At 70.8% G+C, this 25,742-nt stretch carries 23 protein-coding genes; 9 read left to right on the top strand and 14 right to left on the bottom strand.

From position 1 onward, the window contains the following. Window positions 1-110 precede the first annotated feature (110 nt). The 6 genes from EDF46_RS04515 to phoA form a co-directional block, all read right to left on the bottom strand. Complete coding sequence (locus tag EDF46_RS04515; RefSeq protein ID WP_123505039.1) at window positions 111-1,145, bottom strand: alcohol dehydrogenase catalytic domain-containing protein; 1,035 nt, start codon at window positions 1,143-1,145, stop codon at window positions 111-113. Beyond that, the gene (locus tag EDF46_RS04510; protein WP_123505038.1) at window positions 1,145-2,203 is read right to left on the bottom strand and encodes an NAD(P)-dependent alcohol dehydrogenase; all 1,059 of its coding nucleotides are present in this window, start codon (window positions 2,201-2,203) and stop codon (window positions 1,145-1,147) included. The genes EDF46_RS04515 and EDF46_RS04510 overlap by 1 nt, the downstream gene beginning before the upstream one ends. 120 nt (window positions 2,204-2,323) lie before the next feature. Continuing rightward, window positions 2,324-3,121, bottom strand: coding sequence for a hypothetical protein (locus EDF46_RS04505; protein WP_123505037.1), 798 nt, complete (start codon window positions 3,119-3,121; stop codon window positions 2,324-2,326). 164 nt (window positions 3,122-3,285) lie between these two features. Continuing rightward, window positions 3,286-5,193: a lamin tail domain-containing protein gene (locus EDF46_RS04500; RefSeq protein ID WP_123505036.1), complete on the bottom strand. Its 1,908-nt coding sequence runs from the start codon at window positions 5,191-5,193 to the stop codon at window positions 3,286-3,288. Then, on the bottom strand, window positions 5,190-5,804 hold the full coding sequence (locus EDF46_RS04495; RefSeq protein WP_123505035.1) for a lamin tail domain-containing protein: 615 nt from the start codon (window positions 5,802-5,804) through the stop codon (window positions 5,190-5,192). Before EDF46_RS04495 ends, EDF46_RS04500 begins: the two co-directional genes overlap by 4 nt. 182 nt (window positions 5,805-5,986) lie before the next feature. Next, on the bottom strand, window positions 5,987-7,678 hold the full coding sequence (gene phoA / locus EDF46_RS04490) for an alkaline phosphatase (RefSeq protein ID WP_123505034.1): 1,692 nt from the start codon (window positions 7,676-7,678) through the stop codon (window positions 5,987-5,989). A 135-nt stretch (window positions 7,679-7,813) separates the two neighbouring features. Between phoA and EDF46_RS04485 the strand changes: the two genes are divergently transcribed. After that, window positions 7,814-8,989, top strand: coding sequence for a winged helix DNA-binding domain-containing protein (locus EDF46_RS04485; protein WP_123505033.1), 1,176 nt, complete (start codon window positions 7,814-7,816; stop codon window positions 8,987-8,989). Here EDF46_RS04485 and EDF46_RS04480 read toward each other — a convergent pair. The 3 genes from EDF46_RS04480 to EDF46_RS04470 all read right to left on the bottom strand — a co-directional run bounded on the left by EDF46_RS04480 (window position 8,986) and on the right by EDF46_RS04470 (window position 10,990). Continuing rightward, window positions 8,986-9,222: a hypothetical protein gene (locus EDF46_RS04480; protein ID WP_123505032.1), complete on the bottom strand. Its 237-nt coding sequence runs from the start codon at window positions 9,220-9,222 to the stop codon at window positions 8,986-8,988. The genes EDF46_RS04485 and EDF46_RS04480 overlap by 4 nt on opposite strands. 119 nt (window positions 9,223-9,341) lie before the next feature. Beyond that, a complete protein-coding gene (locus tag EDF46_RS04475; protein ID WP_123505031.1) occupies window positions 9,342-10,091 on the bottom strand; it encodes an SDR family NAD(P)-dependent oxidoreductase in 750 nt (249 codons plus the stop codon). Further along, a complete protein-coding gene (locus EDF46_RS04470; RefSeq protein WP_123505030.1) occupies window positions 10,088-10,990 on the bottom strand; it encodes a fumarylacetoacetate hydrolase family protein in 903 nt (300 codons plus the stop codon). The genes EDF46_RS04475 and EDF46_RS04470 overlap by 4 nt, the downstream gene beginning before the upstream one ends. Window positions 10,991-11,198: 208 nt before the next feature. On the opposite strand from EDF46_RS04470, the gene EDF46_RS04465 reads away from it, so the two are divergent. The 8 genes from EDF46_RS04465 to EDF46_RS04430 all read left to right on the top strand — a co-directional run bounded on the left by EDF46_RS04465 (window position 11,199) and on the right by EDF46_RS04430 (window position 19,265). Beyond that, window positions 11,199-12,527 (top strand): enolase C-terminal domain-like protein, encoded by a 1,329-nt coding sequence (locus EDF46_RS04465; protein ID WP_123505203.1) that lies wholly within the window; start codon window positions 11,199-11,201, stop codon window positions 12,525-12,527. A gap of 84 nt (window positions 12,528-12,611) precedes the next feature. Next, window positions 12,612-13,841, top strand: coding sequence for an ABC transporter substrate-binding protein (locus EDF46_RS04460; protein ID WP_123505029.1), 1,230 nt, complete (start codon window positions 12,612-12,614; stop codon window positions 13,839-13,841). An 88-nt stretch (window positions 13,842-13,929) separates the two neighbouring features. Further along, entirely contained in the window at window positions 13,930-14,883 is a 954-nt protein-coding gene (locus EDF46_RS04455) for a carbohydrate ABC transporter permease (protein WP_123505028.1), read from the top strand. After that, window positions 14,876-15,763 (top strand): carbohydrate ABC transporter permease, encoded by an 888-nt coding sequence (locus tag EDF46_RS04450; protein ID WP_123505027.1) that lies wholly within the window; start codon window positions 14,876-14,878, stop codon window positions 15,761-15,763. The genes EDF46_RS04455 and EDF46_RS04450 overlap by 8 nt, the downstream gene beginning before the upstream one ends. Before the next feature lie 22 nt (window positions 15,764-15,785). Beyond that, window positions 15,786-17,123 (top strand): alpha-L-fucosidase, encoded by a 1,338-nt coding sequence (locus EDF46_RS04445; protein WP_123505026.1) that lies wholly within the window; start codon window positions 15,786-15,788, stop codon window positions 17,121-17,123. Beyond that, on the top strand, window positions 17,120-17,461 hold the full coding sequence (locus tag EDF46_RS04440; RefSeq protein WP_123505025.1) for an L-rhamnose mutarotase: 342 nt from the start codon (window positions 17,120-17,122) through the stop codon (window positions 17,459-17,461). The genes EDF46_RS04445 and EDF46_RS04440 overlap by 4 nt, the downstream gene beginning before the upstream one ends. Next, a complete protein-coding gene (locus EDF46_RS04435) occupies window positions 17,458-18,444 on the top strand; it encodes an aldo/keto reductase (protein ID WP_233579820.1) in 987 nt (328 codons plus the stop codon). The genes EDF46_RS04440 and EDF46_RS04435 overlap by 4 nt, the downstream gene beginning before the upstream one ends. 2 nt (window positions 18,445-18,446) lie before the next feature. Next, complete coding sequence (locus EDF46_RS04430; RefSeq protein WP_123505023.1) at window positions 18,447-19,265, top strand: amidohydrolase; 819 nt, start codon at window positions 18,447-18,449, stop codon at window positions 19,263-19,265. 77 nt (window positions 19,266-19,342) lie between these two features. Here the strand turns inward: EDF46_RS04430 and EDF46_RS04425 are convergent, their stop codons facing one another. The 5 genes from EDF46_RS04425 to EDF46_RS04405 form a co-directional block, all read right to left on the bottom strand. Further along, the gene (locus EDF46_RS04425) at window positions 19,343-20,017 is read right to left on the bottom strand and encodes a FadR/GntR family transcriptional regulator (protein WP_123505022.1); all 675 of its coding nucleotides are present in this window, start codon (window positions 20,015-20,017) and stop codon (window positions 19,343-19,345) included. A 427-nt stretch (window positions 20,018-20,444) separates the two neighbouring features. Then, on the bottom strand, window positions 20,445-21,737 hold the full coding sequence (locus EDF46_RS04420; protein ID WP_233579881.1) for an alpha-L-fucosidase: 1,293 nt from the start codon (window positions 21,735-21,737) through the stop codon (window positions 20,445-20,447). Window positions 21,738-21,849: 112 nt separating this feature from the next. Further along, window positions 21,850-22,647, bottom strand: a complete 798-nt coding sequence (locus tag EDF46_RS04415; RefSeq protein ID WP_123505020.1) for a copper homeostasis protein CutC — start codon at window positions 22,645-22,647, stop codon at window positions 21,850-21,852. Further along, window positions 22,644-24,149, bottom strand: a complete 1,506-nt coding sequence (locus EDF46_RS04410; RefSeq protein ID WP_123505019.1) for a M81 family metallopeptidase — start codon at window positions 24,147-24,149, stop codon at window positions 22,644-22,646. Before EDF46_RS04410 ends, EDF46_RS04415 begins: the two co-directional genes overlap by 4 nt. 30 nt (window positions 24,150-24,179) lie before the next feature. Beyond that, entirely contained in the window at window positions 24,180-25,568 is a 1,389-nt protein-coding gene (locus EDF46_RS04405; protein WP_123505202.1) for a glycoside hydrolase family 30 beta sandwich domain-containing protein, read from the bottom strand. Window positions 25,569-25,742: the final 174 nt, after the last annotated feature.

Below are 25,742 nucleotides of genomic sequence, written 5' to 3'. Positions count from 1 at the left end.
GTGAGCTTATCTCGTGCCAACGGGCGGGGGCGCGGATGCAGGAACTGCCCCGCCACCGTCGAGTCGACGGTGGACGGGGCAGTTCCTGCGCGTGCCCGAAAGGCAGCGACCTAGGGGCGGACCATCACCTTGAGCGCCGTGCGGTCGGCCATCTGCTGGTAGCCCGCGGGCACCTCGTCGACGCCGATCGTGACGTCGAAGACCTTGCCGGGCTCGATCGAGCCGTCGAGCACGAGCGGCAGCAGGGTCGGGATGTAGTGGCGTGCCGGGGCCACGCCGCCCGTCATCGTGAGGTTGCGCATGAACTCGCTGCGCCCGAATGGGAGCGACTGCTCCTGCGGCACGCCCACGCGGCTGATCACGCCGCCGTCGCGGACGACGGCGATCGCGGTCTCGACGGCGGCGCCGAGGCCGACGGCCTCGAGCACGACGTGCGTGCCGTCGCCGTTCGTGATCTCTTTCACTGCGGCGATGCCGTCGTCGCCGCGCTCGGCGACGACGTGGGTCGCGCCGAACTCGCGACCGAGGTCGGTGCGCGCCGTGTGGCGACCCATCAGGATGATGGTCTCGGCTCCGAGGAGCTTCGCCGACAGGACGGCGCTGAGGCCGACCGCGCCGTCGCCGATCACGGTGACGCTCTGGCCGGGCTGAACGCGGGCCATGATGGCGGCGTGGTACCCCGTCGACATGACGTCCGACAGCGAGAGCAGCGAGGGGATCAGCTTCTCGTCGAATCCGGCCGGCACGACCACGAGGGTGCCGTCGGCGAGCGGCACGCGGACGATCTCGCCCTGCCCGCCGTCGTGCGTCGTTCCGCCCCAGGCCTCACCGTGCCTGCAGGAGGTCTCGAGCCCCTCCTGGCAGAAGTCGCAGGTGCCGTCCGAGATGACGAACGGCGCGATGACGAAGTCGCCGACCTTGACGTGCGCGACGTCGTCGCCGACCTGCTCGACGACGCCGACGAACTCGTGACCCATGCGCGAGCCCGTGTCGCTGTCTTTCTTGGACGCGAACGGCCACAGGTCGGAGCCGCAGATGCAGCCGGCCGTGACGCGCACGATCGCATCGGCGGGGTCGGCGAGCGTCGGGTCATCCACGGTCTCGACGCGGACGTCGCCCGCGCCGTACATCAGAGCCGCCTTCATCAGGCGCCCGCGCCGGTCAGGGTGGCCGTGTCGATGACGAAGCGGTAGCGGACGTCGCTCTTCAGCACGCGCTCCCACGCCTCGTTGATCTGGTCGGCGCCGATCAGCTCGGTCTCGGGGACGATGCCGTGCTCAGCGCAGAAGTCGAGCATCTCCTGGGTCTCGCGGATGCCGCCGATGGACGAGCCCGCGAAGGTGCGGCGGTTGCCGAACAGCGTGAAGACCTGGACGCCGAGCGGCTCGGCCGGAGCGCCGACTGCCACGAGGGCGCCGTCGAGCGTGAGGAGGCTGAGGTAGGCGTTGATGTCGATCGACGCCGACACCGTGTTGATGATGAGGTCGAACTCGTTGGCGAGGTTCTCGAAGGTGGCGGGGTCGCTGGTCGCGTAGTAGTGCGAGGCGCCGAGACGGAGGCCGTCCTCCTGCTTCGAGAGGCTCTGCGAGAGCACGGTGACCTCGGCGCCCATGGCGGCGGCGAGCTTGACGGCCATGTGGCCGAGACCGCCGAGGCCGACGACGGCGACCTTCTTGCCGGGGCCCGCGTTCCAGTGGCGGAGCGGCGAGTAGGTGGTGATTCCGGCGCACAGCAGCGGGGCGACGGCGGCGTAGTCGAGCGACTCGGGGACGTTCAGCACGAAGTCCTGGTCGACGACGACGTGGGTGGAGTAGCCGCCCTGGGTGACGTTGCCGTCTTTCGGGTCGATGCCGCCGAAGGTCTGGATGTTGCCCTTCAGGCAGTACTGCTCTTCGCCGGCCAGGCAGTTGGCGCACTCGCGGCACGAGTTGACCATGCAGCCGACTCCGACGCGGTCGCCGACGGAGAACTTGGTGACATTGGCGCCGGCCTCGACGACCTCGCCGACGATCTCGTGACCCACGACCTGCGGGTAGCTGATGGGACCCCACTCGCCGCGGGCGAAGTGGATGTCGGAGTGGCAGATGCCGGCGTAGGCGATCTTGATCAGGACGTCTTCGGCGCCGACGGGACGACGCTCGATGGTGAGGGGGACAAGGGGCTCGGTGGCGGAGGGGGCTCCGAAAGCATTCACTGTAAGCACGCTTCAAGCGTATCCGCGTCACCTGGGGTCTTGGGGGCACTGCCAGGGCACCCTTCGGAGGGAATACTGCGCACCCCTCGGAGGGAATACCGCGCACCCCTCGGAGGGAGTGCGCGCCCGTCAGCCCGTGACGCTGATTCCGACCGAGCTGCCCGTCCAGGTGGCAGTCAACGACGACATGGTGAGCGTCATGCCGTTGGCGGCGAACGAGCCCGGAGAGGCACACGTCGACGAACCGGCGAGGCCGTTCGACGAGTCGGCTCTCGACGTGATCAGGAGGCAGTAGCCGCCCCCGTCGCCTGCTCGCTCGGCCACCCAGACGCGCATGCCCTGCGCGCTCGTCAGGACGAGGCGGGTGGTCGACGCGGTGAAGTCGGTGTCGCTTCCGGCGTCGGGCGGGAAGGGGTACTTGTCGAGCGTCGTCTGGTCGCCCACGAACAGCGAGTCGGCCTGCGCCTGGGCCGTCGACACGTCGCTCGTGGGCGATGCCGCGGGGGAGTTGAGGGTGTCGTCGTTCGTGAGCGTCGAGTCCATGGCGGGGTCCGATGCGCTCGTCGCGGGATCGCCCGCGGCGAGGCGCGACGTCAGAGCCGAGTCGGGTGTCGCCTCGGCGGTGGGGGCTGTCGCCGTGCGGATCCCGAAGCCGGCCGCGCCGCCCACGACGAGCATGCCGGCGAGCAAGGCCGCCGTCGCGACGATGCGCGACTGCGATCGCGGAGTCGGAGCCGACGTCTCGGCTTCTGCGTGCCCGGGATCCTCCATAGCCTCCGTCGACGACTCGGGCGCAGGAACTGGCCCGGCCTTGACCGGCTTCACGCCGAGGGCCCGCAGGGCGTCGGCGCGCTCCGCCGCCGTCGTGCCCTCGCCGAACGCGATGGCCTCGAGCTCGTGCCGCCGTTCGTCCGCGTTGGTCCCCACGCGTCGATGCTAACCCCGTGCTCGCGCCCCGGTCCGGCTCCCCGCCCACGATCAGGACTCCGCACCACGACCGGGCTCGGTTCCGAGTCCCGATCGTGGTGCGGAGCGGCGAGGGACTGGTGCCGAGTCCCGATCGTGGTGCCGCAGGTCAGGGTGCGGCGGGGCTACGCCTTCTGGCGGCGTCGCACCACGATCGCGCCGGCACCCGCGACCAGCAGGGCCAGGGCCACCGCCAGCGTGCCGATGACGTCCGTGCCGGTGTAGGCCAGGGACGGGTCGGCCGCGGCGACGTCGCCGCGGTTCGCGGCGGTGAGCTGGTCGGGGCTGAGGACGCCCGCGGGATCGGTTCCGCTGTCGCCGCCGCCCGTTCCTGCGCCCGGGGTCGTCGTCGCGGGCTCGCACGGGTAGCTGCCCTCGCGGAACGAGAAGCCGTCGGTGTCGTTGTCGTCGGCATAGAACGTCTCGCGCTCGCCGTCGGTCGTGCACGTGGCGGCCGGAGCGATCGCGAAGCCCTCGTTGGCGAGGGCCGGGTCGGCGTTCGACGGGGCGTCGTAGAGCGAGCTCTGAGTGAACGCACCGGAGTCGTCGATCGAGAACAGTGCCGTCTGGCCCTCGCAGGCGTCGTCGCAGACGACCCAGAGCCGACCGAGGTCGGCGTCGAACTGCACGTCGGCGACGACCGGGAAGGACGTAGCGATCGTGGCGACGCGGTGGAAGCCGCCGTCGCTGAGGAGCGCGTAGGCGTAGACGCTGGCGGTGCCCTCGACTCCGACGAAGAAGAGGCCGTCGCCGTGGCCCGCGTAGTCGGCGGGCTCGTAGGCGGCGTTCGTCGAACCGTCGACGAAGCCGCTCCCGGTCAGGAACGCGTCGGGGATCCAGGTGACGCCCTCGAGGCCCGAGTTCGCGCCGAGGCCGGGGAAGTCGGCCGCGAGGTTCCACTCCTGCTCGGCGTTCAGGACGGTCGCCGGCGACGTGGCGTCGTACTTCAGGACGGCCGGGCGGCTGACCGACGAGACGTCGTTGTCGCGCTCGGACGAGACGTAGATGCCGCCTTCGGAGGAGTCGTCGGCGACCGTCACGCCCTCGGCGTCGACCGTGCCGGTGCCGTCGGCGTAGTGGAGCACCTTGCCGTCGGCCCAGCCGCCGGTGGTGGCCGGCGCCCAGCCGCCGGAGGCGTCGGACACGATCCTGTAGAGCTTGCCGTTGCCGTTCTCGACACCCCACAGGGTGCCGTCCTTCGACGTGCCGGAGGGCTCGTAGTCGAGGCCCGAGAGGTCGCCGGTGTACGTGACCTCGGCGTCGAGCGCCGTCTCGTCGGGGCTGCCGGGCCAGGTCTCGGCGACGGCTGTGCCCTCGAAGCGGTTCGCGGCGCCCTTGGTGGCCTCCGAGGTCTGCTCGAAGTCGCCGGTGCCGTCGGGGTTGCGGCCGTAGGTGGTTCCTGCGTGCGACGTCCAGCTGGACGAGTCGACGAGGGTGCTGCCGTCAGCCAGGAACAGCCGCGCGCTGTCGGCGCCGCCGAGGCCGAAGTCGAAGCCGTCGGGCGTCGAGGCGGTCGTGGTGTCGAGCACGGTGAAGCCGCCTGCGGCCACGGTGGTGCCGGCGGGGATCACGTACGAGTGGGTGTCGTCGCTGTCCTTGAACACGTAGCCCGAGATATCGACGGTCGACGCGCCGATGTTCGTGAGCTCCACCCAGTCGTCGGGCGAGCCGCCGTTCGACTCGACCTCGTTGATGCTGACCGGCGAGGAGCAGTCGTTCGCCTCGCCCTTGGTCGAGACGGTCGTGGTCGTCCAGTCGCCGGTGCCGTCGGGGCAGCGGCCGTAGGTCACCGCGCTGTGGGTGGTCCAGCTGTAGCTGACAGCGAGGGCGCCACCGGTGTCGAACAGGCGGACGGCGTCGTCGGCGCCCAGGCCGAAGTCGAAGCCGTTGTCGGTCGTGGTCTTCTGGTCGATGACGGCGAACGCGCCGGGCTCGACGATCGAGCCCCGGGGCAGCACGTACGAGTGGGTGTCGTCGCTGTCCTTGAAGGTGTAGCCCGAGATGTCGACGGCCTCGGTCGAGGTGTTCGTCACCTCGGCCCAGTCGGTGTCGTCGGCGTTCGACTCGACCTCGTTGAAGGCCAGCCCCGCAGGGGACCCGCCCCCGGGCGTGGGCGTGGCGGTCGGAGTGGGCGTCGGAGTCGGTGTGGGCTCGGGGAACTCGTTGGCGGCGTCCCGGTCGCCCCGGAGGTCGTCCGGAACGAGCCGTCTGCGGTGCGGCCGTACGTCGTGGTCGCGTGGGCGGTCCAGGTGTGCGCGTCGACGAGCGTCGTGCCGTCTGCGTCGTAGAGGCGGACGGAGTCGGCACCGCCGAGGCCGAAGTCGAAGCCCGTCGTCACGCCGGTGCCGCCGAGCTGATCGACCGTGAAGAACGCACCCGGCGCGATCGTCGTGCCGTCGGGAATCACGTACGAGTCGGTGTCGACGTCGTCTCTGACGACCATGCCCGACATGTCGACGGCCGTCGGCGAGAGGTTGGCGAACTCGATCCAGTCGCCCGGGGTTCCGCCCTGCGACTCGATCTCGTTGATGACGATCCCGGAGTCGGGAGCGGCCTGGGCAGTGGTGGTGGCGACGAGGATGCCGGCGAAGGCGAGCGAGCCGGTGAGCGTGATGGCTCCCAGCTTCACGAGGGGCGGGCGCATGCGTGTCCGTTCAGATCGGTGGGCGGGCCCGGCAAGCCTCGCCGACCGGACGAAACGGTTCGTGGCCGGGCGGTGAACGCGAGGTGGGCTTCGCTCGGGGCGTACGGAAGACCCCCGCTCCGGCGTGGCACGTGAGCCGCGACTGTGCGCGGGTGCCGGAGGCGGGGGTCTCTCGCGATGCGCTACTTGGTGACGCGGATCTTCGCGACGGCGTCATGGCCGGTCTGCACGCCGCTCAGCGTGATCGCCACGTCGCCGAGCTTCACGGGAGCCGTGAGCTTCACCGACACCGAGCCGTCGATCACGTCGAACGTGCCGAGATCGGCCGAGCCGACCGTGACGCTCACCTGGCGGTCGCCGGCGAACTTCGTGCCGGTGATCGTCACCTTCTCCGAGGGGCGCGGACGCGAGTCGCTCGCCGAGGCGCGGCCCTTGTCGCTGAGCGACGCCGTGTCGGTGTCGAGCTTCAGAGCGCGGGCCATGGTGAAGAAGGTGTCGGTCTGATCGGTCAGGCCGACGACGTTCGCCGCTCCCGGGCCGTAGGCCGCGATGCGAACCTGGGTTCCGGTGTGCTGCTGCGATCCGCCGGCCGCAGCGGTGCCGTAGGCGACCTTCATCGTGGTGCCGTCGACCGTCGTCAGCGCGGTGCTGAGGGTCGCCGGGGGCGTCGAGTCGACGATCTGGCTCGTGTGGGCGTGGTCGGCGGTAGCGATGACGAGCGTGTTGCCGTCTTTCTTCGCGAAGGCGAGCGCGGACTGGATGGCCTCATCGAAGTCGATCGTCTCGCCGATCTGGCCGCACGCGTTGGCGGCATGATCCTGCTTGTCGATGGATGCGCCCTCGACCTGCAGGAAGAAGCCCTTGCCGTCCTTCGGCTTGTTCAGGAGCGAGATCGCCTTGCTGGTCAGCGTCTTGAGGCTGAGATCGGAGCCGAGGCGCTCCGGGTTCGGCTGGCAGGTGACGGGGGCGAGGCTGGCTCCGCCGACGGTCGCCGTGCTGGGGGCGAATCGGGTGGGGAAGTTGCCCGGGGTGAAGAGGCCGAGGACGGGGTTCTTCTGGTCGGCCTTCTTGACGGCGGCGAGCTCGGCCCCGGTCGAGACGACGTTGTAGCCGCGCTCCTCGGCCTGGTCGAAGAGGGTCTGGCCCTGGTACTTGCCGGCCTTCGCGGTCTGCGTGAAGCTGGTCGAGCCGCCGCCGAGCGTGAGGTCGGGGCGCGTGCCGATCAGCTGTTCGCTGATCGAGCCGAGGCCGCCGTTGACGAGCGAGTCGTCTCCGCACGAGGTCGAGTCGGGGCCGTAGCAGCTGCGCGCGTCGACGTGGGCGACCTGGACGGCCGGGGTGGCGTCCTGGATCTCGGCGGTGGAGACATCGCCGGTCCGGTAGCCGTTCGCTTTGGCGATCTCGGTGATGGTCGCCTGCGGGGCGCCGTCGATGTCGACGGAGATGGCGCCGTCGTAGGTCTTGGTGCCGGTGGCCCAGCCGCTGCCCGAAGCGGCGGAGTCGGTCACGTAGTCGGGCTTGCCCTTGTCCGGGCCGGAGTTGTAGAGGGAGTAGGTCGTGTACGAGCCGGTCAGCGGCAGCGCGTCGAGGCCGGGGAAGCGACCGGCGGCGCCGTACGCGTAGTTGCGCGCGACGGTGATCTCGGAATCGCCCATGCCGTCGCCGATGAGCAGGATGACGTTCTTCGCCTTGGAGCCCTTGATGGCGGCCTTGACGGCCGCGGTCTGGTCGCCGGCCAGGCGCGTGGCGCCGCCGTTCTGCGACAGAGCGGCCTCAGCGCCGGCGAATGCCGCGCTGGGAAGCAGGACAGCGGCGGCGACGACGCCGGCTACGATCGCGACTCTTCTGTGACGGGTGCTGGCTGTTTTTCGCATTGCAGTCTCCTCGTTGACGCCCCCCGAGCGGGGGACTTCCTCTAGGTTGCCTATGAATCTGCAATGAAATGTGAACGGCCGGTGACCGTTGCGCGAACGGCCCTGGGTGTCGGCGGCTGACGCTACGGTCGGAGCATGCGCACCTTCACCGCAGCCGATCGCCGGGCGCTCCTCGTGCGGCGGCACCACCTCACGGGCGACGCCGCGACTCCCGAGCAGGCGACCCGGTCGGTGCTCGCGCTCCACGCCACCGACCCCGCCTCGGTTTATCTGCAGGTGCTCGCGCGCGCCCGCGACCTGACCATCGCCGACGTCCAGGCCGCCATGTACGACCGCCGGGCGCTCGTCCGCTGGATGGCCATGCGCCGCACGCTCTTCGTCTTCCCCCGCGAGATCGTCCCCGTCGTGCAGGCCGCGGCCAGCACGCCCCTCGCCGTGACGCTCCGCAGGCGCCTCGTGCGCATGCTCGAGCTGAACGGCACCGAGCCGTCGATCGCAGGCGATATCGGGGCCTGGGTGTCCGAGGTCGAGCGGGGTGCTCACGCAGGCCTCCTCGCCCGCGGTACGGCCACCGGCGCGCAGCTCAGCACAGACGAGCCGCGGCTCCGCACGGCGATCGTCCCTCGCGTGAAGTCCGACCTCGCTCAGAACGTGACGAGCATCCTGCTGACGCTGATGAGCGCCGAGGGGAGCATCGTCCGCGGCACGGCGGCGGGGGAGTGGACGACCCGCCTGCACCGCTGGGAGCCGCTCGAGCACTGGTGGCCCGACGGGCTGCCGGTCGTCGAGCAGGCCGAGGCGCAGGCGTCGCTCGTCGAGGAGTGGCTGCGCGTGTTCGGTCCGGCACCCGTCTCTGACATCGAGTGGTGGACGGGGTGGACCAAGACCGCCGTGCGGGCCGCCCTCGGGCGCCTGGCGATCGACGAGGTCGACCTCGACGGCGAGCCCGGCGTCGCCCTCGCGGGCGCGGAGCTCGACGTCGAGCCCGCGCCGCCGGCCATCACGCTGCTGCCCGCCCTCGACCCGACGCCGATGGGCTACAAGCAGCGGGGGTGGTTCTTCGGCGTCGACCCCGCCCCGCACTTCGACACCAACGGCAACCTCGGGCCGACCGTGTGGTGGGGTGGGGAGATCGTCGGCGGGTGGGCCGTGGCGGCCGACGGAGAGGTTCGGGTGAAGGTGGTGGCCGATCGGGGCACCGACGTTCCTGCGCTGGCTGCCGCTGCGGGGGCCTCGCTGCAGGAGCGTCTCGGCGGGGCGCTGGTCAAGCCAGTGTTCCGCACCCCGTTCGAGCGGGCGCTGACCGCCTAAGCCGTGGCGCTGTCACCCGCCATGCCGAGGTAGTCGCCGAGGCGCACCAGGAAGTCGTCGGTGGGGCGGTACGCCGGGTCGGCGCTGGCCTTCTCGTACTCGGCCTGCAGCTCGTCGATGACGCCGTCGAACTCGATGACGGCCAGGGCGTCTTTCTCGCTGTCGTCCAACCCGACGAAGTAGCCGATGGCCCGGTCGATGTCGGCGGGGCCCTGGTACGTGAAGTCGCTCATGCCTGCACGCTACCCCCGCCCCGCCTCCGAATTTCACGGAGAAACCGGCGTCGGGCGGCGGCCTCAGTGCGATCCGAGGCCGCCGCGCCACAAATCTCCTTGAATTTTCAGAGGCGGGGTCAGTCGCGCAGGCGCAGGTTCTGCATCCCGCCGTCGACGGCGATCGACGTGCCGGTGGTCGACGATGCGGCGGGGCTGACGAGGTACGCGACGGCGGCGGCCACCTCGGCGGCCGAGACCAGCCGGCCGTGCGGCTGTCGCGCCTCGAGGGCGGCGCGCTCGGCGGCGGGGTCGTCGGCCGAGTCGAGCAGGCGCCCGACCCAGGGCGTATCGGCGGTGCCGGGGTTGACGCAGTTCACGCGGATCCCCTCGCGGAGGTGGTCGGCCGCCATGGCGCGCGTCAGCGCCAGCACGGCCCCCTTCGTCGCCGAGTACAGCGCCCGCTGGGGGAGCCCCGCGGTGGCCGCGATCGAGCAGGTGTTCACGATCGACGCGGCCCCGGCGGCGCGCAGGTGGGGGAGCGCGGCGCGCGAGACACGGACGAGCCCGACGACGTTGACGTCGTAGACGCGGTGCCACTCCTCGTCGTCGTTCGCCTCGACCGTGCCTTGAGCGCCGATGCCCGCGTTGTTCACGAGGGTGTCGATGCCGCCGAGCTCGGCCGCGATGGCGTCGATCGCCGCGCGCACGGAGGCGTCGTCGCCGATGTCGGCCTGCACGGCGAAGGCATCGGGGTGGCTTCCGTCGGTGGCGCGGTCGATGACGGCCACTCGGGCGCCGCCGGCGAGCAGAGCGTCGACGATCGCGGCCCCGATACCCGAGGCGCCGCCGGTGACGACGGCGCGGAGGCCGTCCAGCTGCCCGGTCATGCGCGGGCCGCCCGAGAAGACGCAGCCGATGACGCGACGGCGCCCGTGGTCGCGCGGCGGAACGTCGACCTCTGAGCACCCAGCCCCTCGATCGCGAGGTCGACGACGTCGCCCTCGCGGAGGTACGGGTGGTCGGGCAGGCCGAGCGCGACGCCCGCCGGGGTGCCCGTGTTGACGAGGTCGCCGGGGCGCAGCACCATGAACTGGCTGAGGTACCAGACGACGTAGGGCACGTCGAAGATGAGGTTGGCGGTCGTGCCGTCCTGGCGCGAGATGCCGTTCACGCTGAGCGTCAGCCGGAGGTTCGACGGGTCGACCTCGTCGGCGGTGACGAGCTCCGGGCCGAGCGGGTTGAACGTCTCGCACGACTTGCCCTTGTCCCACTGTCCGCCGCGCTCGAGCTGGTACTCGCGCTCCGAGACGTCGTGCGACACGACGTAGCCGGCGATGCAGGAACTCGCCTCGTCGGGCGAGGCCAGATACCGCGCCTCGGCCCCGATCACGATGCCGAGCTCGACCTCCCAGTCGGTCTTCGTGCTGGTCGGCGGGATGAGCACGTCGTCGTTCGGACCGACGATCGTCGACGGGTCCTTCATGAAGACGATCGGCTCGTCGGGGATCGCCGCGTTCGTCTCGGCGGCGTGGTCTCGGTAGTTGAGGCCGATGCAGACGATCTTGCCGGGGGCCGCAATCGGCGAGCCGATGCGCTCGGCCGGCGTCGTGGCGGGGAGCGCGCCGAGAGAGTTGTGGACGGCGTCGATCCCACCCGCCGCGAAGAACTCCGGCCCGATGTCTCTCACCCCGAGGGAGTCGAGCACCGACGAGATGTCGAACGTGCCGTCGTCGGTCGCCACGGCGGGTCGCTCCGACCCGAGCGGGCCGGTCCTGAGAAATCGCATTGCGCTCCTAATCGTCGAAATCGGCGCAATTCATCAAGTGTCTGCACCTTTGCCCTGCCTAAAGTAGTCCCTCGAGTAGAGAAAATCTCCTCTTGACTCACTAGACATCGGATGTTTAGAGTTGCGGCACATCACGGCACCGCATGCCGTGCCCCACCTCGCGGTGCTCGTCACCGCGGTGTGCCCCCACCTCGTCAAAGGAGTCCAGGTGAGCCGCATCACTTCGCTCGAGAGCCGCGACGTCCGCTTCCCGACATCGCGTGACCTCGACGGATCCGACGCCATGAACGCCGACCCCGACTACTCGGCCGCGTACGTCGTCATCCACACCGACGACGCCGACGGCCTCAGCGGCTCCGGCTTCGTCTTCACCATCGGCCGCGGCAACGACGTCGAGGTCGCCGCCTACAAGGCGCTCGCCCCGTTCCTCGTCGGCCGCGACGTCGACGCGCTCCTCGCCGACATGGGCGGGGTCTGGCGCGAGCTCGTCCACGACTCGCAGCTCCGCTGGCTCGGCCCGGAGAAGGGCGTGATGCACATGGCGGTCGGCGCCGTCGTCAACGCCCTCTGGGACTTGAAGGCCAAGCGCGCGGGCCTGCCGCTCTGGCAGCTGCTCGCCCGGCTGACCCCCGAGCAGATCGTCGACCTCGTCGACTTCCGCTACCTCTCCGACGCGCTGACCCGCGACGAGGCCCTGGCGATCCTGAACGCCTCGAGAGACGGGCGGCGGGAACGCGAGTCCCTCCTCCTCGAGTCCGGGTACCCCGGGTACACCACGACTCCCGGGTGGCTCGGGTACTCCGACGAGAAGCTCGTCCGCCTCAGCAAGGAGGCCGTCCGCGACGGCTTCACCCAGATCAAGCTGAAGGTCGGTGCGAGCGTCGACGAGGACATCAGACGTCTGGGGCTCGCCCGCGAGGCCGTCGGCCCCGACATCCGGATCGCGATCGACGCGAACCAGCGCTGGGACGTCGACGAGGCCGTCGAGTGGATCGGCGCGCTCGCTCAGTTCGACCTGGCCTGGGTCGAGGAGCCGACCAGCCCCGACGACATCCTCGGCCACGCCGAGATCGCCCGCCGGATCGCCCCCGTGCCGGTGGCCACCGGCGAGCACATCGCCAACCGCGTCGTCTTCAAGCAGCTCCTGCAGGCGAAGGCGCTCTCGTACCTCCAGATCGACGCGACCCGCGTGGCCGGGGTGAACGAGAACGTCGCGATCCTGCTGCTGGCCGCCAAGTTCGGCATCCCGGTCTGCCCGCACGCCGGCGGCGTCGGGCTGTGCGAGGCCGTGCAGCACCTCTCGATGTTCGACTTCGTCGCCGTCTCGGGCTCGCTCGACGACCGCCGGATCGAGTTCGTCGACCACCTGCACGAGCACTTCGCGACGCCGGTCGTGATGCGCGACGGCAACTACGTCGCTCCGACGGCTCCCGGCGCGGGCGCCGACATGCTGCCCGAGTCGGCTCAGGCCTACTCGTATCCGCACGGCTCGGTGTGGCGGGAGATCGGCGAGCCGGTCGCCGTCGCCTCCCGCTGAGCCTTCGATGACGCTGACCTCAACTCGGCAACATTCCTGAACTGAACACAGCACCGACACCCTCACAACGAAGTGGAGCCAGTCATGAAACGCCGCCCTCTCCTCGCCGGAGCCGCCATCGCGATGACACTCGCGCTGGCCGCCTGCTCCGGCTCCACATCCGCCGGCGGACAGTCCGCCGACGCCCTCACCTGGGGCATGTGGATCTCCGGCAACGCCGACCAGGCCGCCTGGCAGAAGGTCGCCGACGCGGCCGACGCCGACCAGGACGGCCTCAAGGTGACCATCCAGGGCGCCCCGTTCGCCGACTACTGGACCAAGCTCCAGACGCAGCTGTCGTCGTCGAGCGCGCCGTGCATCGTCACGCTGCAGAGCCTCCGCGCCGCCAACTACACCTCGCAGCTCGTCGACCTCGACTCGCTCGTGAAGAAGAACAGCACCGACCTGTCGGAGTTCGACCAGACGGCTCTCACCGGCATGAAGGTCGACGGCAAGCTCTACGCCCTGCCGTACGACACCGGCCCCTTCCTGATGTTCTACAACCGCGACATGTTCAAGGCGGCCGGTGTCGCCGAGCCGAAGCCGGGTTGGACCACCGCCGACTTCGAGGCGGCGGGCGCCGCTCTCAAGGCCAAGGGCAAGACGCTCTTCGCACCGAACGTCGGCGACATCCCGCTCGAGTCGCTGATCCTCGCCTACAACGGCGGCCGCGTCGTCACGAGCGACGGCACCCTCGACCCGACGAACGCCAAGTTCGCGGCCGGCCTCGACTGGATGGCCACCCTCGTGAAGAAGGGCTACTCGACCGAGGCGTCCAGCGACGCGTCCGCCGACGGCAACGCGTTCGTCAACGGCCAGGTCGCCGCGTACACCGACGGCCCGTGGTCGCTGATCACGCAGAAGGAGAAGGCGAAGTTCGACCTCGGCGTCACGACGCTCCCCGTCGGCGACACGACCGAGACGACGTACTCGGCCGGATCCGGCTTCGGCATCTCGAAGGAGTGCAAGTACCCCGACCAGGCCTACAAGGCGATCGTCTCCATGACGAGCGCCAAGGTGCTCGGCGGGCTCGCCGCCGAGGGCCGCGCGTTCCCCAGCCGCACCTCGGTGCAGCAGGACTGGTTCGACAACGCCAAGATCGAGGGCGCCGACGAGACGTTCGCCGTAGCGCTCAAGGGCGCCGTGCCTCTGCCGGGCAACAAGAACAGCGACCAGCTGAGCCAGCTCTTCACGCAGTACGCCATCCAGGCCGTCAACGGCCAGGAGAGCGGCGCGAAGGTGCTGTCGGACATCGCCGGGCAGCTGCCCCAGTAGTGCATCGGGCGGGCCGCACACCGCGGCCCGCCCTTCGAGGTCCGCAACTGCGCCCTTCGAGGTCCGCAACAGGGAGGCACCCACACCCATGACAACGACATCCGTCGCACCTCCGACCACGCCGGCCATCGCGGCCGTCACGGCCGAGGATCCCCGCGAGACCCCCGGAGCTGCACGGGGGAGGAGATCCTGGTGGGGTCTCGCCTTCGCCAGCCCGCACGTGATCGGCCTCGCGGTCTTCACCCTGGTGCCGATCGTGGCGTCGATGGTGATCAGCCTGAATAACTGGCCGCTCCTCGGCGACAAGCAGTTCATCGGCTTCGACAACTACTCGAAGCTGCTGGGCGACCCGATCTTCCGGACGGCCCTTCTCAACACGCTCCTGTTCACGGTGCTGTACATCCCGCTGAACCTGATCGTGTCGCTCGGCCTCGCTGCGTGGCTGACGCCCAAGATCCGCAACCGCCACGTCTTCCGGGTGCTGTTCTTCATCCCGACCGTGACGCCGATCGTCGCCAACGTCGTCGTCTGGCGCATGCTCTACCAGCCCGGCGGGGCCATCGACGCGTCGGTGCAGACGCTGTTCGGGTTCCACGCGCCGAACTTCCTGGCCAGCACCAGCTGGGCGATGATCGCCGTCGTCATGATGAGCGTCTGGCAGGGCTTCGGCTACAACATGCTGATCTTCTCAGCCGCCCTCGACTCCGTGCCCGAGAACCTCGTCGAAGCGGCCGAGCTCGACGGCGCGGGCGCCTGGCGCACCTTCTGGAGCGTCAAGTTCCCGATGATCTCGCCGTCGGTGTTCTTCGCCACGATGATGACACTCATCACGTCGTTCCAGGTCTTCATCCAGCCGTTCATCCTGACGAAGGGCGGGCCGGGGTCGTCGACCCTGACGCTCGTCCAGTTCATCTACAACCAGGGCTTCCAGTACCAGCAGCTCGGCCTCGCGTCAGCCGGCGCCTGGGTGCTCTTCATCATCATCCTCGGTGTCACCGCCGTGCAGTTCATCGGCCAGAAGAAGTGGGTGCACTATGAGTAGCGGAACGATCGGCCGGGTCCGCCCGGCACCGAAACGGGTCGTGCATCGCGCGACGCGCGACCGGGTCAGGAGCGGCATCGGGTACGCGATCCTGTGCCTGATCGCCCTGGCCTTCATCTCGCCGCTCATCTACATGGTGGCGACCTCGCTCAAGCCAGCCTCCGAGACGTTCACGACTCCGCCGACCCTGTGGGGCTCCGAGCTGCGCTGGCAGAACTACGTCGAGGCGTTCACCTACCTGCCGTTCGCCCGCTTCCTGATCAACGGGATCCTCGTCGCCGCGGCCGGCACGATCATCAACATGGCCGTCTCGGTGCTGAGCGGCTACGCCTTCTCGCGGCTCCGCTGGCGCGGGCGCAACACCGTGTTCATCCTGTTCCTCGCCACGCTGATGATCCCGCAGGATGTCCTGGTCATCCCGATGTACGTCATGATGCAGGGCTTCGGGTGGGTCGACACCTTCCAAGCGCTCATCATCCCGTGGGCGTTCACGGCGCTGGGCGCGTTCCTGCTCAGGCAGTTCTTCCTGACCGTGCCGCAGGAGCTCGACGACGCCGCCCGCGTCGACGGCGCCGGCACGATCCGCACGTTCTTCTTCGTGATGCTGCCGCTGGCCCGCCCCACCCTCGCGGTGCTCGCCGTCTTCTCGTTCATCTCGTACTGGAACTCGTTCCTCTGGCCGCTGATCGTCGTCAACGACGTCAACGCGCACGGCACGATCCCGCTCGGCCTCCAGCAGTTCTTCGGCCAGCAGGGCAGCCAGTGGAACCTCGTCATGGCGGCCAGCGTGATCTCGATGATCCCGACCGTCGCCCTCCTGATCGTCCTCCAGCGCCACCTCGTCAAGGGCATCGTCACCAGCGGCCTCGGCGGCCGCTGACCCCCAATTGGAAAGGCTTCGCATGACCACCACGCTCACACCGACCGACACCGACGTCGACACGGCACCCGAGGGCATCGCGCCCTGGTTCGTCCACGACCGATTCGGCATGTTCGTGCACTGGGGCCTCTATGCCCTGCCCGCCCGCCACGAGTGGGTGATGAACTACGAGAAGATCCCGACCGAGCAGTACGAGAAGTACGCCAAGTACTTCGATCCCGACCTCTACGACCCGCGTGCCTGGGCCCGCGCCGCCAAGGCCGCCGGCATGAAGTACGTGGTCCTGACGACGAAGCACCACGAGGGCTTCTGCCTCTGGGACACCCGTCTCACCGACTACAAGGCCACCAACACCCCGGCCGGCCGCGACCTGGTCCGCGAATTCGTCGACGCCGTCCGCGCCGAGGGCCTCCGCGTCGGCTTCTACCACTCGCTTCTCGACTGGCACCACCCCGACTTCACCATCGACGGCCGCCACCCGCGCCGGGACGACTCGCCCGACGAGATCGCCCGCCTGCAAGAGGGGCGCGACATGGCGAAGTACCGCGAGTACCTCCACGGCCAGGTGCGCGAGCTCCTCACGGACTACGGCCGCATCGACTACCTCTTCTACGACTTCTCGTACGAGGTCGAGCACCACCACCCGGTGTGGGGCGGCAAGGGCAAAGACGACTGGGGATCGCAGGAGCTCCTCGCGCTGACGCGCGAGCTCCAGCCCGGCATCGTGGTCAACGACCGCCTGGCGATCCCCGGCGACATCGTCACGCCCGAGCAGTACCAGCCCTCGGAGCCGATGACGGTCGACGGCGTCGAGGTTCCGTGGGAGGCCTGCCAGACGATCAACGGCAGCTGGGGCTACTTCCGCGACAACCACAACCACAAGGCGCCCGAGCTGATGATCCGCATGCTCATCGACGGCGTCTCCAAGAACGGCAACATGCTGCTGAACGTCGGCCCGACCGCTCGCGGCGAGCTCGACGCCGTCGCCACGCACGCGCTCGACGCCTTCGCCGAGTGGATGCGCCGCCATGACCGCTCGATCCACGGCGCCGGCGCCTCGGCTTTCGAGGCCCCGGTCGACGCCCGATACACGCAGCGCGGCGACCGCCTCTACCTGCACCTCTTCTCCTGGCCGTTCGAGCACATCCACCTGCCCGGCCTCGCCGGCAAGGTCGAGTACGCGCAGCTCCTCAACGACGCATCCGAGCTGAGCTTCCGCGAGATCGACCCGAGCACGCCGGCCCTGACGACCGGCATGGGCGGCCAGCCCGCCGGGACTCTCACCCTGCAGCTGCCGGTCGTCCGGCCCGACGTGGCGATCCCGGTGGTCGAGATCTTCCTCAGGGAGGGCGCCCGGTGACGGAGCGGATCGCCCTCCACACCCGGCTGAAGCCGGGCCGGGAGCCCGACTACGACCGCATCCACGCGGCGATCCCCGACGCGCTCGATCCGAGACTGCGCGCCGCCGGCGTCACGGCCTGGAGCATCTGGCGGAGCGGCCGCGAGCTGTTCCACCTCGTCGAGGTCGACGACTACCGCGCCATGCGGCTCGTACTCGCGGACGACCCCGTCAACGCCGAGTGGCAGGCCCAGATGGCCGAGCTGCTCGAGGTGGAGGACGACTACACGGGCGACGACTCCGGGATCCCGCTGGTCTGGACTCTGCCCGAGACGGTGCCGATCGAGGTCGGCCAGTGACAGCGGTTGCGCCGGCCGTGCTCGGCGTCGGCCGATCGCGGCTCGGCCTCCCACGGCTCGGCTTCGGCGCCGCCGCCCAGGGCAACCTGTTCGCCGAGCTCGACCCCGCCGACGCCCGGGCGGCGGTCGACGCCGCCTGGGACGCCGGAGTGCGGCTCTTCGACACGGCGCCGCACTACGGCCTCGGGCTGTCGGAGCGCCGCTTGGGCGCCGCCCTCGCCGGGCGGCCGCGCGACGAGTACTTCCTGTCGACGAAGGTCGGGAGGCTGCTGCGGCCCTCGCCGTCCACCGCGCACCGGCGGGACGACATGGGCTTCGCCGTCGCCGCCGATGTGGCCCGGGTCTGGGACGCCTCCGACGCCGGGATCCGCACCTCGCTCGCAGAGAGCCTCGAGCGGCTCGGCCACGACCGTGTCGACGCGCTCTACCTCCACGATCCCGAGGAGCACGGGCTCGAGTCGTCGCTTGAGACGGCGCTTCCGGCGATGGCCGCGCTCCGGGCCGAAGGCATCGTGCGGGCGGTCGGCGTCGGCTCCAAGTCGGTCGATGCCCTCCGTGCGGCCGTCGCGACCGGGCTCGTCGACGTCGTCATGCTCGCCGGCCGGTACACGCTGCTCGAGCAGCCCGCGCTCCGTGATCTCCTGCCGGAATGCGTTGCCGCCGGCGTCGAGGTGGTGGCCGTGGGCGTCTACAACTCCGGCGCGCTGTCGTCGCCGGTGCCGCGCGGCGACCTGCCCTACGAGTACGGCGAGATGCCCGAGCTCGTCCTCGACCGCCTGCGCACCCTCGCCGAGGTCTGCTGGGGCCACGGGGTCGAGCTGCCCGCGGCGGCCCTGCAGTACCCGTTGCGGCACGAGGCCGTGACAAGCGTCGTGATCGGCGCGCGCACGGCGGAGCAGATCGCCGAGAACGTCGCACGCTTCACGACCGAGGTGCCCGACGCGCTCTGGAGAGACCTGCAGGATCGCGGCCTCATTCCGTGACGATGATCGATGCGCACCTGCACCTGTGGAGCCTCGCCTCGGGCGACTACGCGTGGAACACCCCCGCTCTCGGGCCCGTCCACGCGTCGTTCGGGCCGGACGACGCGTCGGCCGCTCTCGCTTCGGGCGACGTGACCGGCGCGGTCCTCGTGCAGGCGGCCGACACCGACCGCGACACGCTGGAGCTGCTGCGGGTGGCACGATCCTCCGCCGCGGCCGACGCCTGGGCGCTGGGAGTGGTGGCCTGGGTCCCGCTGGAGTCGCCGGGCGAGGCAGAGCGGCGGCTCGACGGCTGGAGGCTCCTCGGCGAGCCGATCGTCGGCATTCGCCAGCTGATCCACGACGATCCCCGAGACGACGTGCTCGACCGGGCGCCGGTGCGCGAGACGCTCCGGCTGCTCGCGGCGCACCGGCTGCCCCTGGACGTGCCCGACGCCTGGCCGCGCCTGTGGCCGGCGCTGACGCGCCTCGCCGACGCCATGCCGTCGCTCCAGATCGTGGTGGACCACCTGGGCAAGCCGGAGTCGCCTACTCCGTCGTGGCGCGCGGCGGTGGCAGACCTCGCCCGACGGCCGAACGTCTTCGCCAAGATCTCCGGCCTGGGGCAGCACACGCGGGAGGCCGCCGACGTGGCCCTGGAGGCCTTCGGCGCCGACCGCCTGATGTGGGGCGGCGACTGGCCGGTGTCGCTGACGGCCGGGACGTACGCCGACACGGCGGCACGGGGCAGGGCCGTGCTGGCGGCGCTGGCGTCCGACGAGCGCGAGGCGCTCGAGTCGGGCACGGCGTCGCGCGTCTATCACGTCGGCGTGCCCGCCTGACGGCGTCGGGCCGGGCTCGGGCGGTGGCCTCTGACGGTCCGGCTAGTTCCTGCGCCCGGTGGTCGAGGGCGGCCGGACTACTCGAGCGAGCGGCGGAGCCAGTTCTCGACGCCGCTGACGTGCACGGTCACGAGCGCGCGCACGAGGTCGGCGTCGTGGCGGGCCAGGGCGTCGACGATGGCGTGGTGCTCGTCGAGGGTGCGGCTGACGGAGCGCTCTTCGGTGAGGCCGCGCCAGATGCGCGCGCGGACGGTGCGGCTGCTGAGGGCTTCGAGCATGCTCGACAGGTAGGCGTTGCCGGCAGCCTGGATGATCCGGGCGTGGAAGTCGAGGTCGTGCGCCACCAGGTCTTCGACGGTCGTGGTCTCGTCGACCTCGTCGACCAGGGTGCGGAGCTCGTCGATTGCGTCGGCGTCGAGCCTCGTCGCCGCCAGCGCCGCGGCGGCCGGCTCGAGGATGCGCCGCACCTCGAACAGCTCGACGAGGGAGTGGTCCTGGTGCATGTCGACGACGAACGAGACCGCCTCGAGCAGCAGGCCGGGGTCGAGCGTGGTCACGTAGGTGCCGTCGCCGCGGCGGACGTCGAGCACCCGGATGAGCTCGAGGGCCTTGACCGCCTCGCGGAGGGAGCTGCGCGACAGGCCGAGGCTCTCGCTGAGCTCCTTCTCGGGAGGGAGGCGCTGGCCGGGCTTGAGGTCGCCCGCGACGATCATCGCCTGGATCTTCGAGATCGCCTCGTCTGTCACTGCCATGGAGTCACCATACATCCGACCTTTGCTGCGGGGCGGGTGGCGCCGTTCAGCCGTCCGGCCGTGCGGGCCCGTGCCGGTTGCGCGGGGGCTGAGGCGGTGCTGGCGTGTGGCCCCGCCGTTTCGGTTCGTACCCGCCGAACCTTCGGCGGGTTCGTGCCGGTTCGGCGGGGCGCGCGGCCCGGTTCGGCGGGGCGGAGCCGTTTCGATGGGGCCGTGCCGGTCTGGCGGGGCCGAGCCGCTCCCGCGGGGCCGGGCCGGTCTGGCGGGGGTGTGCCGGGTGCGCGGCGGACGGTATCGCGGTTACGCGTGGCCCCGCCGTTTCGGCTCGTACCCGCCGATCTTCCGGCGGGTTCGTGCCGATCCGGCGGGGTGGGCGGCCCGGTTCGGCGGGCCTGAGCCGGTCCCGCGGGGCGTGGCCACCCGGCGCTCAGGCGGAGAGAGGGGGTGCCACGACCGCGGGGCCGACCTCGTCGCGCTCCGGCAGCGTCACCTCGCGGGTCGCGCCGTTCACCTCGAGCGTCACGACCGTGCCGGCCGGCGCATCGACGATCGCGTAGGCGGTGGTGCCGTCGGCGGAGGCCGTCCAGCGCGTCCACGGCGACTCCGACGGCGCGGCGACCGACTCGGGCAGCGCGCGCGAGCCGAAGATCGCGTCGCCGTGGGCGGAGTTCCAGGCGCCGAGCTCGGTCAGCACCCGGCGCTGCAGCGGTGTGACCTCACCCGAGGCGGTGAGCCCGATGTTCAGCAGGAGGTTGCCGCCGCGCGAGACGACGTCGACGAAGTACCTGATGGCTCCGGGGCCGTCCAGCGAGTTCGACTCGTCTTCGAGCCGGTTGTGGCCGAACGAGAAGCCGACGCCGCGATTGTTCTCCCAGGTGCCGTGCTCGGACGAGGCGCCCAGCTCGTACTCCGAGGTGCCGTAGTCCCAGTGCGTCTCGCCCCAGCGGTCGTTGGCCACGCCCTCGGGCCGCGAGGCGTAGAAGCGCCGGAACAGCTCGGCCATGCTCTTCGGCCCGTCGGGCTTCCCGGCGTCGGGCCACTCGATGTCGCCCCAGAGCACCTCGGGGTCGTACTTCTCGATGAGGTCGGCGACGTGGTCGAACGCGTAGTCGGCGTAGTCCTTGCCGACGGGGCGGCTCACCATGATGTCGTCGTCCTTGCCGGTGATGGGCGGCAGGTCGCTGAAATGCCAGTCGAGGCCGCCCGAGTAGTAGACGCCGAACCGGACGCCGGCGCGCTCGGCCGCGTCGTGGAACTCGCCGACCAGGTCGCGCTTCGGCCCGCGGGCCACGGTGTTGCGGCCGTCGGTGCCCGGGGCGTCCCACAGGGTCACGCCGTCGTGGTGCTTGGTCGTCGGCACGAAGTAGCCCGCCCCGGTCTGCTTCACGAGGGCCATGACGGCGTCGGCGTCGAAGTTCTCGGCCTTCCACAGGTCGATGAACTCGTCGTAGTCGGCGCCGCCGAACGCCTCCTGCTGGTGCTGGTGGGCCGGGCTCCCCTCGATCCGGACGGTGTTGTAGTACCACTCCGCGTACGGGTTGTGGATGTTCCAGTACTCGGGGTCGATCGTGCCGAGGGCGCCGATCGGCTCAGCCCAGGCCGGGACCGAGTACGGCCCCCAGTGCACGAAGATGCCGAGCTTCGCGTCTTCGAACCAGGCCGGCGTCGGCTTCTCGAAACCGGCGTAGGCGGGCGGGCGGACAGGGTCGGTCTTGAACATCGCCACGGTGCGAGGTCCTTTCGGTGGAGGTCGTACGACCATCCAATCATCCGATGTCTGTGCGCGTCAACGGCTCGAAGAATCCCGAAAACGCCGATGATAGACGAAGAGGTCAGATGTCAAGCGCGACGCGCACAGCCTCGACGATCCCCTGATCGGTCACGAAGTGCGTGTCGGCGCCTTCCCCCGAGACCCCGGCCCCGAGCGGGATCCACGCGCCGCCGCGGCGCGGTGCGGCCCGCTTGGCCGACACGTGCACGGCCGTGATCCCCGCGCGCAGGAACTCGGCCACGTCGCCCACCCGCACGCCGCCCCCGGCCACGTCGCCCACCCGCACGCCGCCCCCGGCCATCACCGTCGGCGCGCCCGGCTCCGCCGCCATCCGCCGCAGCACGGCCACTCCGTCGCCCGCCCGGGCCGCGCCTCCGGAGCTCAGGATCCGGTCGATCCCGCGCCCGGCGAGCGAGGCCGCCGCGGCCACCGGGTCGGCGGACTGGTCGATCGCCCGGTGCACGGTGACCTCCACGTCGTCGCGCGCGTGGCGCGCCGCGCGCGCGAGCCGGTCGACCACGTCGAGATCGAGCGCTCCGGCCTCGGTCAGTGCTCCGATCACGACGCCGGCCGCGCCGGACGACACCGCGGCGCGCAGCTCGCGCTCCATCAGCCGCACCTCGTCGTCGTCGACGACGAAGTCGCCGGGCCGCGACCGGATCAGCACCTGCACCGGCAGCCCGACCTCGACCACGGCCTCGACCAGGCCCTGCGACGGCGTCAGGCCGCCGAGCTCGAGCGCGGAGCAGAGCTCGACGCGGTCGGCGCCGCCGGCGACGGCCGCACGAGCGCCCGCCGGCGTCGAGACGGCGACCTCCAGGGCGGGTCGGGCGGTCTCTCGTGGAGCCCCGGCGCTCATTCGTCGATCCCGTCGAGCGGCTCGGTCGACGCGGGGATGAAGCGCGCCGAGAGGTCGGGCTCGCCGCCGTCGGCGTCGAACGGGAACATCGGCCGGCGGATGCGCCGGTGGCCGAGCCGCACCAGGTCTTGATCGACGCCGCCGGGCGTGAGCGCGAGGATCCAGTCGGCGGCCAGATCGAACAGCTCCGGCTCGAGGTAGCCGATCTTGACGATGACGACCGCAGCGTCGCGAGGCGCCAGGTCGAGGTCGGTGAAGTCGTGCTCGTGGTGGTAGGGCTTTCTCCTGCGGGTCAGGATCGCGAACACCGAGCCGACCCGCACGACGACCTCGGTCTCGGCGTCGCGGTCGCCGTGGCGGATGCTGTGGACGACGCCGGTGAGCGTGACCGGCCCGGCGTGCGCGAAGTCGACCTCGGCGCCCGCGGTGACTGCGACTGTCGCTCCGACGCCGGCCTCGACGGCCGTCGCCACGGCCGCGGCGCCCGGCACCGACGCGTAGATCACGACGGGGGAGTCGTCAGAGCGGAACTCGGGTCGCGCGAGCAGCCGGGTCAGGCCCCAGCTCATGTCGCCCGACCCGCCCGCGGTCGGGTTGTCGCCGGAGTCGCTGATGACGAAGGGGCGGGCGGCCGAGGCCAGCGCCCGGTCGAGCGCGCCGTCGAGGGTGTCGGCGGGGGCGACGAAGGCGAAGCGGTCGCGGGCGGCCCAGAACCCGGCGGCGAGTTCCTGCGCCGCCTGGGCCACCGCTGCCTCGTCGGTGCCCGTGACCATCGCGACGGCCCGGTTGCGCGGCTCGTCGGCCCACGCGTAGCCGACCCAGATCGCGGCGTCGAGCACACCCGGGCGCGCCTCGACCTCGGCCACGCGCGCGTAGACGGAGGCAGCCGGCTCGAGGCGCGTCGACGTCTTCTCGCCCGGCAGCAGCACCGGAATCGGCACCCAGGCCTTGAACGGGCGCGGTCGTCCTGAGGCGAGATGCTCGATGAGATTGCGGACGGCCCGCTCGCGCGTCTCCTCGGCGTCTTCGTGCGGGGCCAGGCGGTAGCAGGTGATCAGGTCGGTCTGGTGGGCGAGCTCGCGAGAGACGTTGCCGTGGAGGTCCATCGACGTCGAGACGATCGGGCGCGCGCCGATGACGGCCCGGATGCGGCGCAGCAGGTCGGCCTCGACGTCGTCGAGCCCCTCGACGCTCATCGCGCCGTGGATGTCGAAGTAGAGGCCGTCGAGTGGCGGCAGCTCGGCGAGCCGGGCGGTGAGCTCGTCGGCGAGACGCTCGTAGTCGGCGCGCGGCACGGCACCGCCGGGGAGGGCCTTGCCGCGCAGGGCGCCGTGCCACTCGGCCGCCTCACGCAGGGGCTGCCCCTCGGCCAGGAAGGCGCACGAGTCGACGACCTCGTGGCCGCGCTGCGCGTGGAAGTCCTCGGCCGTGGTGCGGCCCGGCGAGAACGTCGACGACTCGGTCGCGAGGCCGGCGATGGCGATGACGGGGCGTGAGCTCACGCCTCCGACCCTAGCGGGGGCGCGAGAGGGCTACGCGATCGTGAAGGTCGAGAACGAGTCGGCCGGCAGCAGGGCCTCGAACACCTGGCCGTCGAGGCCGACCTTGTAGGGCAGGGGTTCGCCGAGGTCGTTCTGCACGACGACCACGACGCTGCCGTCGGGGTTCTGGAAGGCCAGCTGGTTCTCGTAGCCCGACCAGCTGAACGCCTCGATGCGCACGGCGCCGGGCTTCACGAACCCGCTGAGGTGCTTCATCAGCCAGTACTCGTGGGTGTACCGGAACGTGCTGGTCGCGGGATCGACGACGACGAGCGAGTTCTGCGCCCAGCCCCAGCGGCTGACGCCGCCCTCGTCGAGCGCGAGGTTCCAGTACGTGTAGGCGCTGGCGCCGTTGCTCAGGAAGTGCTTCATCAGCGACCAGGTGTGGCGGGCGAAGCGCCAGTCGTTGAGGCCGTCGCCGCACTCCTGCTCGGTCTGGTAGAGGGCGAGCTCCGGACGGGTGCGGTGGATCTCGGCGATGGCGCCCTTGCCCGCCCACTGGAACCCCGCACCCCTGACCCAGCGCGACGCCTCGGGGTCGGCCAGGACGTCGGTGAGCAGGTGGGTGGCCGCGCGTTCCTGCGTCCCGAAGAAGACGTCGACCCCGAGCTCGGCCATCGCCGGCCCGAGCACGCGGATGAACCGCGTGAGGCCGTCGGGGGTCCACGTGCAGCTCGGGAACACCTGCGCGGAGTTGAACTCGTTCTGCGGCATCACCATCTCGATCGCGATGCCCTCGGCGGCGTAGGCCGTGACGAACCGGGCGAAGTAGCGGGCGTACGCGTCGAGGTACTCCGGCTCGAGGCGGAACATGTCGGTGCCCTCGGCGCCCACCTGCTCGTCGCCGATGCCGTTCTCGACGCCCGAGCCGGGGAACGGCTTCGCGCCGGCGTAGTGGCCCGTCGACTTCATCCAGGTCGGCGGACTCCACGGCGACGCCCACAGCCGGAGCGCCGGCTGCTCGACCTGAGCGGCCTGGATGAACGGCACGAGCGTCGACCGGTCGTGGTCGATGCTGAAGTCGGCGAGCTCGAGGTCGCCGGGGGTCTCGTCGTACGAGTACCAGTCGGTCGAGAAGTCGTTCGCGCCGATGGGCATGCGGCAGATCGTGAATCCGGCGGAGTCGCTGTCGGCGTCGCCGGAGAACATCTGGCGCAGGATCCCGCCGCGCTCCTCGGGGGTCAGCCGCGCGAGGGCGGTCCACCCCAGCTCGTTGAAGCAGACGCCGAAGCCCTCCATCGTCTGGTCGGTGTGCTCCCGGTTCAGGATCACGTTCGGGAAGTCGGTCATCGCCGTGATCACCATCGGCGTCGATGCCGGGGCCGGCTGGGTCTGCCACGGGAGATCCTGCGTCGTGACGGTCCAGGTGATGTCGGGCATGGGGCTCCTGCGGGTCGTGCTGGCCGCCTGGTGCTGCCCGGGGCCGAGCATTTGCTGTCGTTCGCAACAAACCTACCGGTGTTCGGTGTTCGGCGCGACCGGCACCGCGCCGAGTCTGGTGCGCCTCGGCGGCTGGTACCGTCGTCGCAGATCGCACCATCACACCGGGGGAAC

This window comes from Frondihabitans sp. PhB188, from assembly GCF_003752365.1.
Taxonomy (GTDB): Bacteria; Actinomycetota; Actinomycetes; order Actinomycetales; family Microbacteriaceae; genus Frondihabitans.
Note: the sequence above shows the minus strand (reverse complement) of the source record. Positions and strands in the feature narration are given on the sequence as shown.

Coding starts and splice junctions, on each gene's coding strand:
- EDF46_RS04515 (WP_123505039.1), bottom strand. CDS start 1,145: ATGAAGGCGGCTCTGATGTACGGCGCGGGCGACGTCCGCGTCGAGACC.
- EDF46_RS04480 (WP_123505032.1), bottom strand. CDS start 9,222: ATGAGCGACTTCACGTACCAGGGCCCCGCCGACATCGACCGGGCCATC.
- EDF46_RS04460 (WP_123505029.1), top strand. CDS start 12,612: ATGAAACGCCGCCCTCTCCTCGCCGGAGCCGCCATCGCGATGACACTC.
- EDF46_RS04405 (WP_123505202.1), bottom strand. CDS start 25,568: ATGCCCGACATCACCTGGACCGTCACGACGCAGGATCTCCCGTGGCAG.
- EDF46_RS04425 (WP_123505022.1), bottom strand. CDS start 20,017: ATGGCAGTGACAGACGAGGCGATCTCGAAGATCCAGGCGATGATCGTC.
- EDF46_RS04485 (WP_123505033.1), top strand. CDS start 7,814: ATGCGCACCTTCACCGCAGCCGATCGCCGGGCGCTCCTCGTGCGGCGG.
- EDF46_RS04475 (WP_123505031.1), bottom strand. CDS start 10,091: ATGACCGGGCAGCTGGACGGCCTCCGCGCCGTCGTCACCGGCGGCGCC.
- EDF46_RS04470 (WP_123505030.1), bottom strand. CDS start 10,990: ATGCGATTTCTCAGGACCGGCCCGCTCGGGTCGGAGCGACCCGCCGTG.
- EDF46_RS04445 (WP_123505026.1), top strand. CDS start 15,786: ATGACCACCACGCTCACACCGACCGACACCGACGTCGACACGGCACCC.
- EDF46_RS04420 (WP_233579881.1), bottom strand. CDS start 21,737: ATGTTCAAGACCGACCCTGTCCGCCCGCCCGCCTACGCCGGTTTCGAG.
- EDF46_RS04415 (WP_123505020.1), bottom strand. CDS start 22,647: ATGAGCGCCGGGGCTCCACGAGAGACCGCCCGACCCGCCCTGGAGGTC.
- phoA (WP_123505034.1), bottom strand. CDS start 7,678: ATGCGAAAAACAGCCAGCACCCGTCACAGAAGAGTCGCGATCGTAGCC.
- EDF46_RS04495 (WP_123505035.1), bottom strand. CDS start 5,804: ATGCGCCCGCCCCTCGTGAAGCTGGGAGCCATCACGCTCACCGGCTCG.
- EDF46_RS04450 (WP_123505027.1), top strand. CDS start 14,876: ATGAGTAGCGGAACGATCGGCCGGGTCCGCCCGGCACCGAAACGGGTC.
- EDF46_RS04455 (WP_123505028.1), top strand. CDS start 13,930: ATGACAACGACATCCGTCGCACCTCCGACCACGCCGGCCATCGCGGCC.
- EDF46_RS04430 (WP_123505023.1), top strand. CDS start 18,447: ATGATCGATGCGCACCTGCACCTGTGGAGCCTCGCCTCGGGCGACTAC.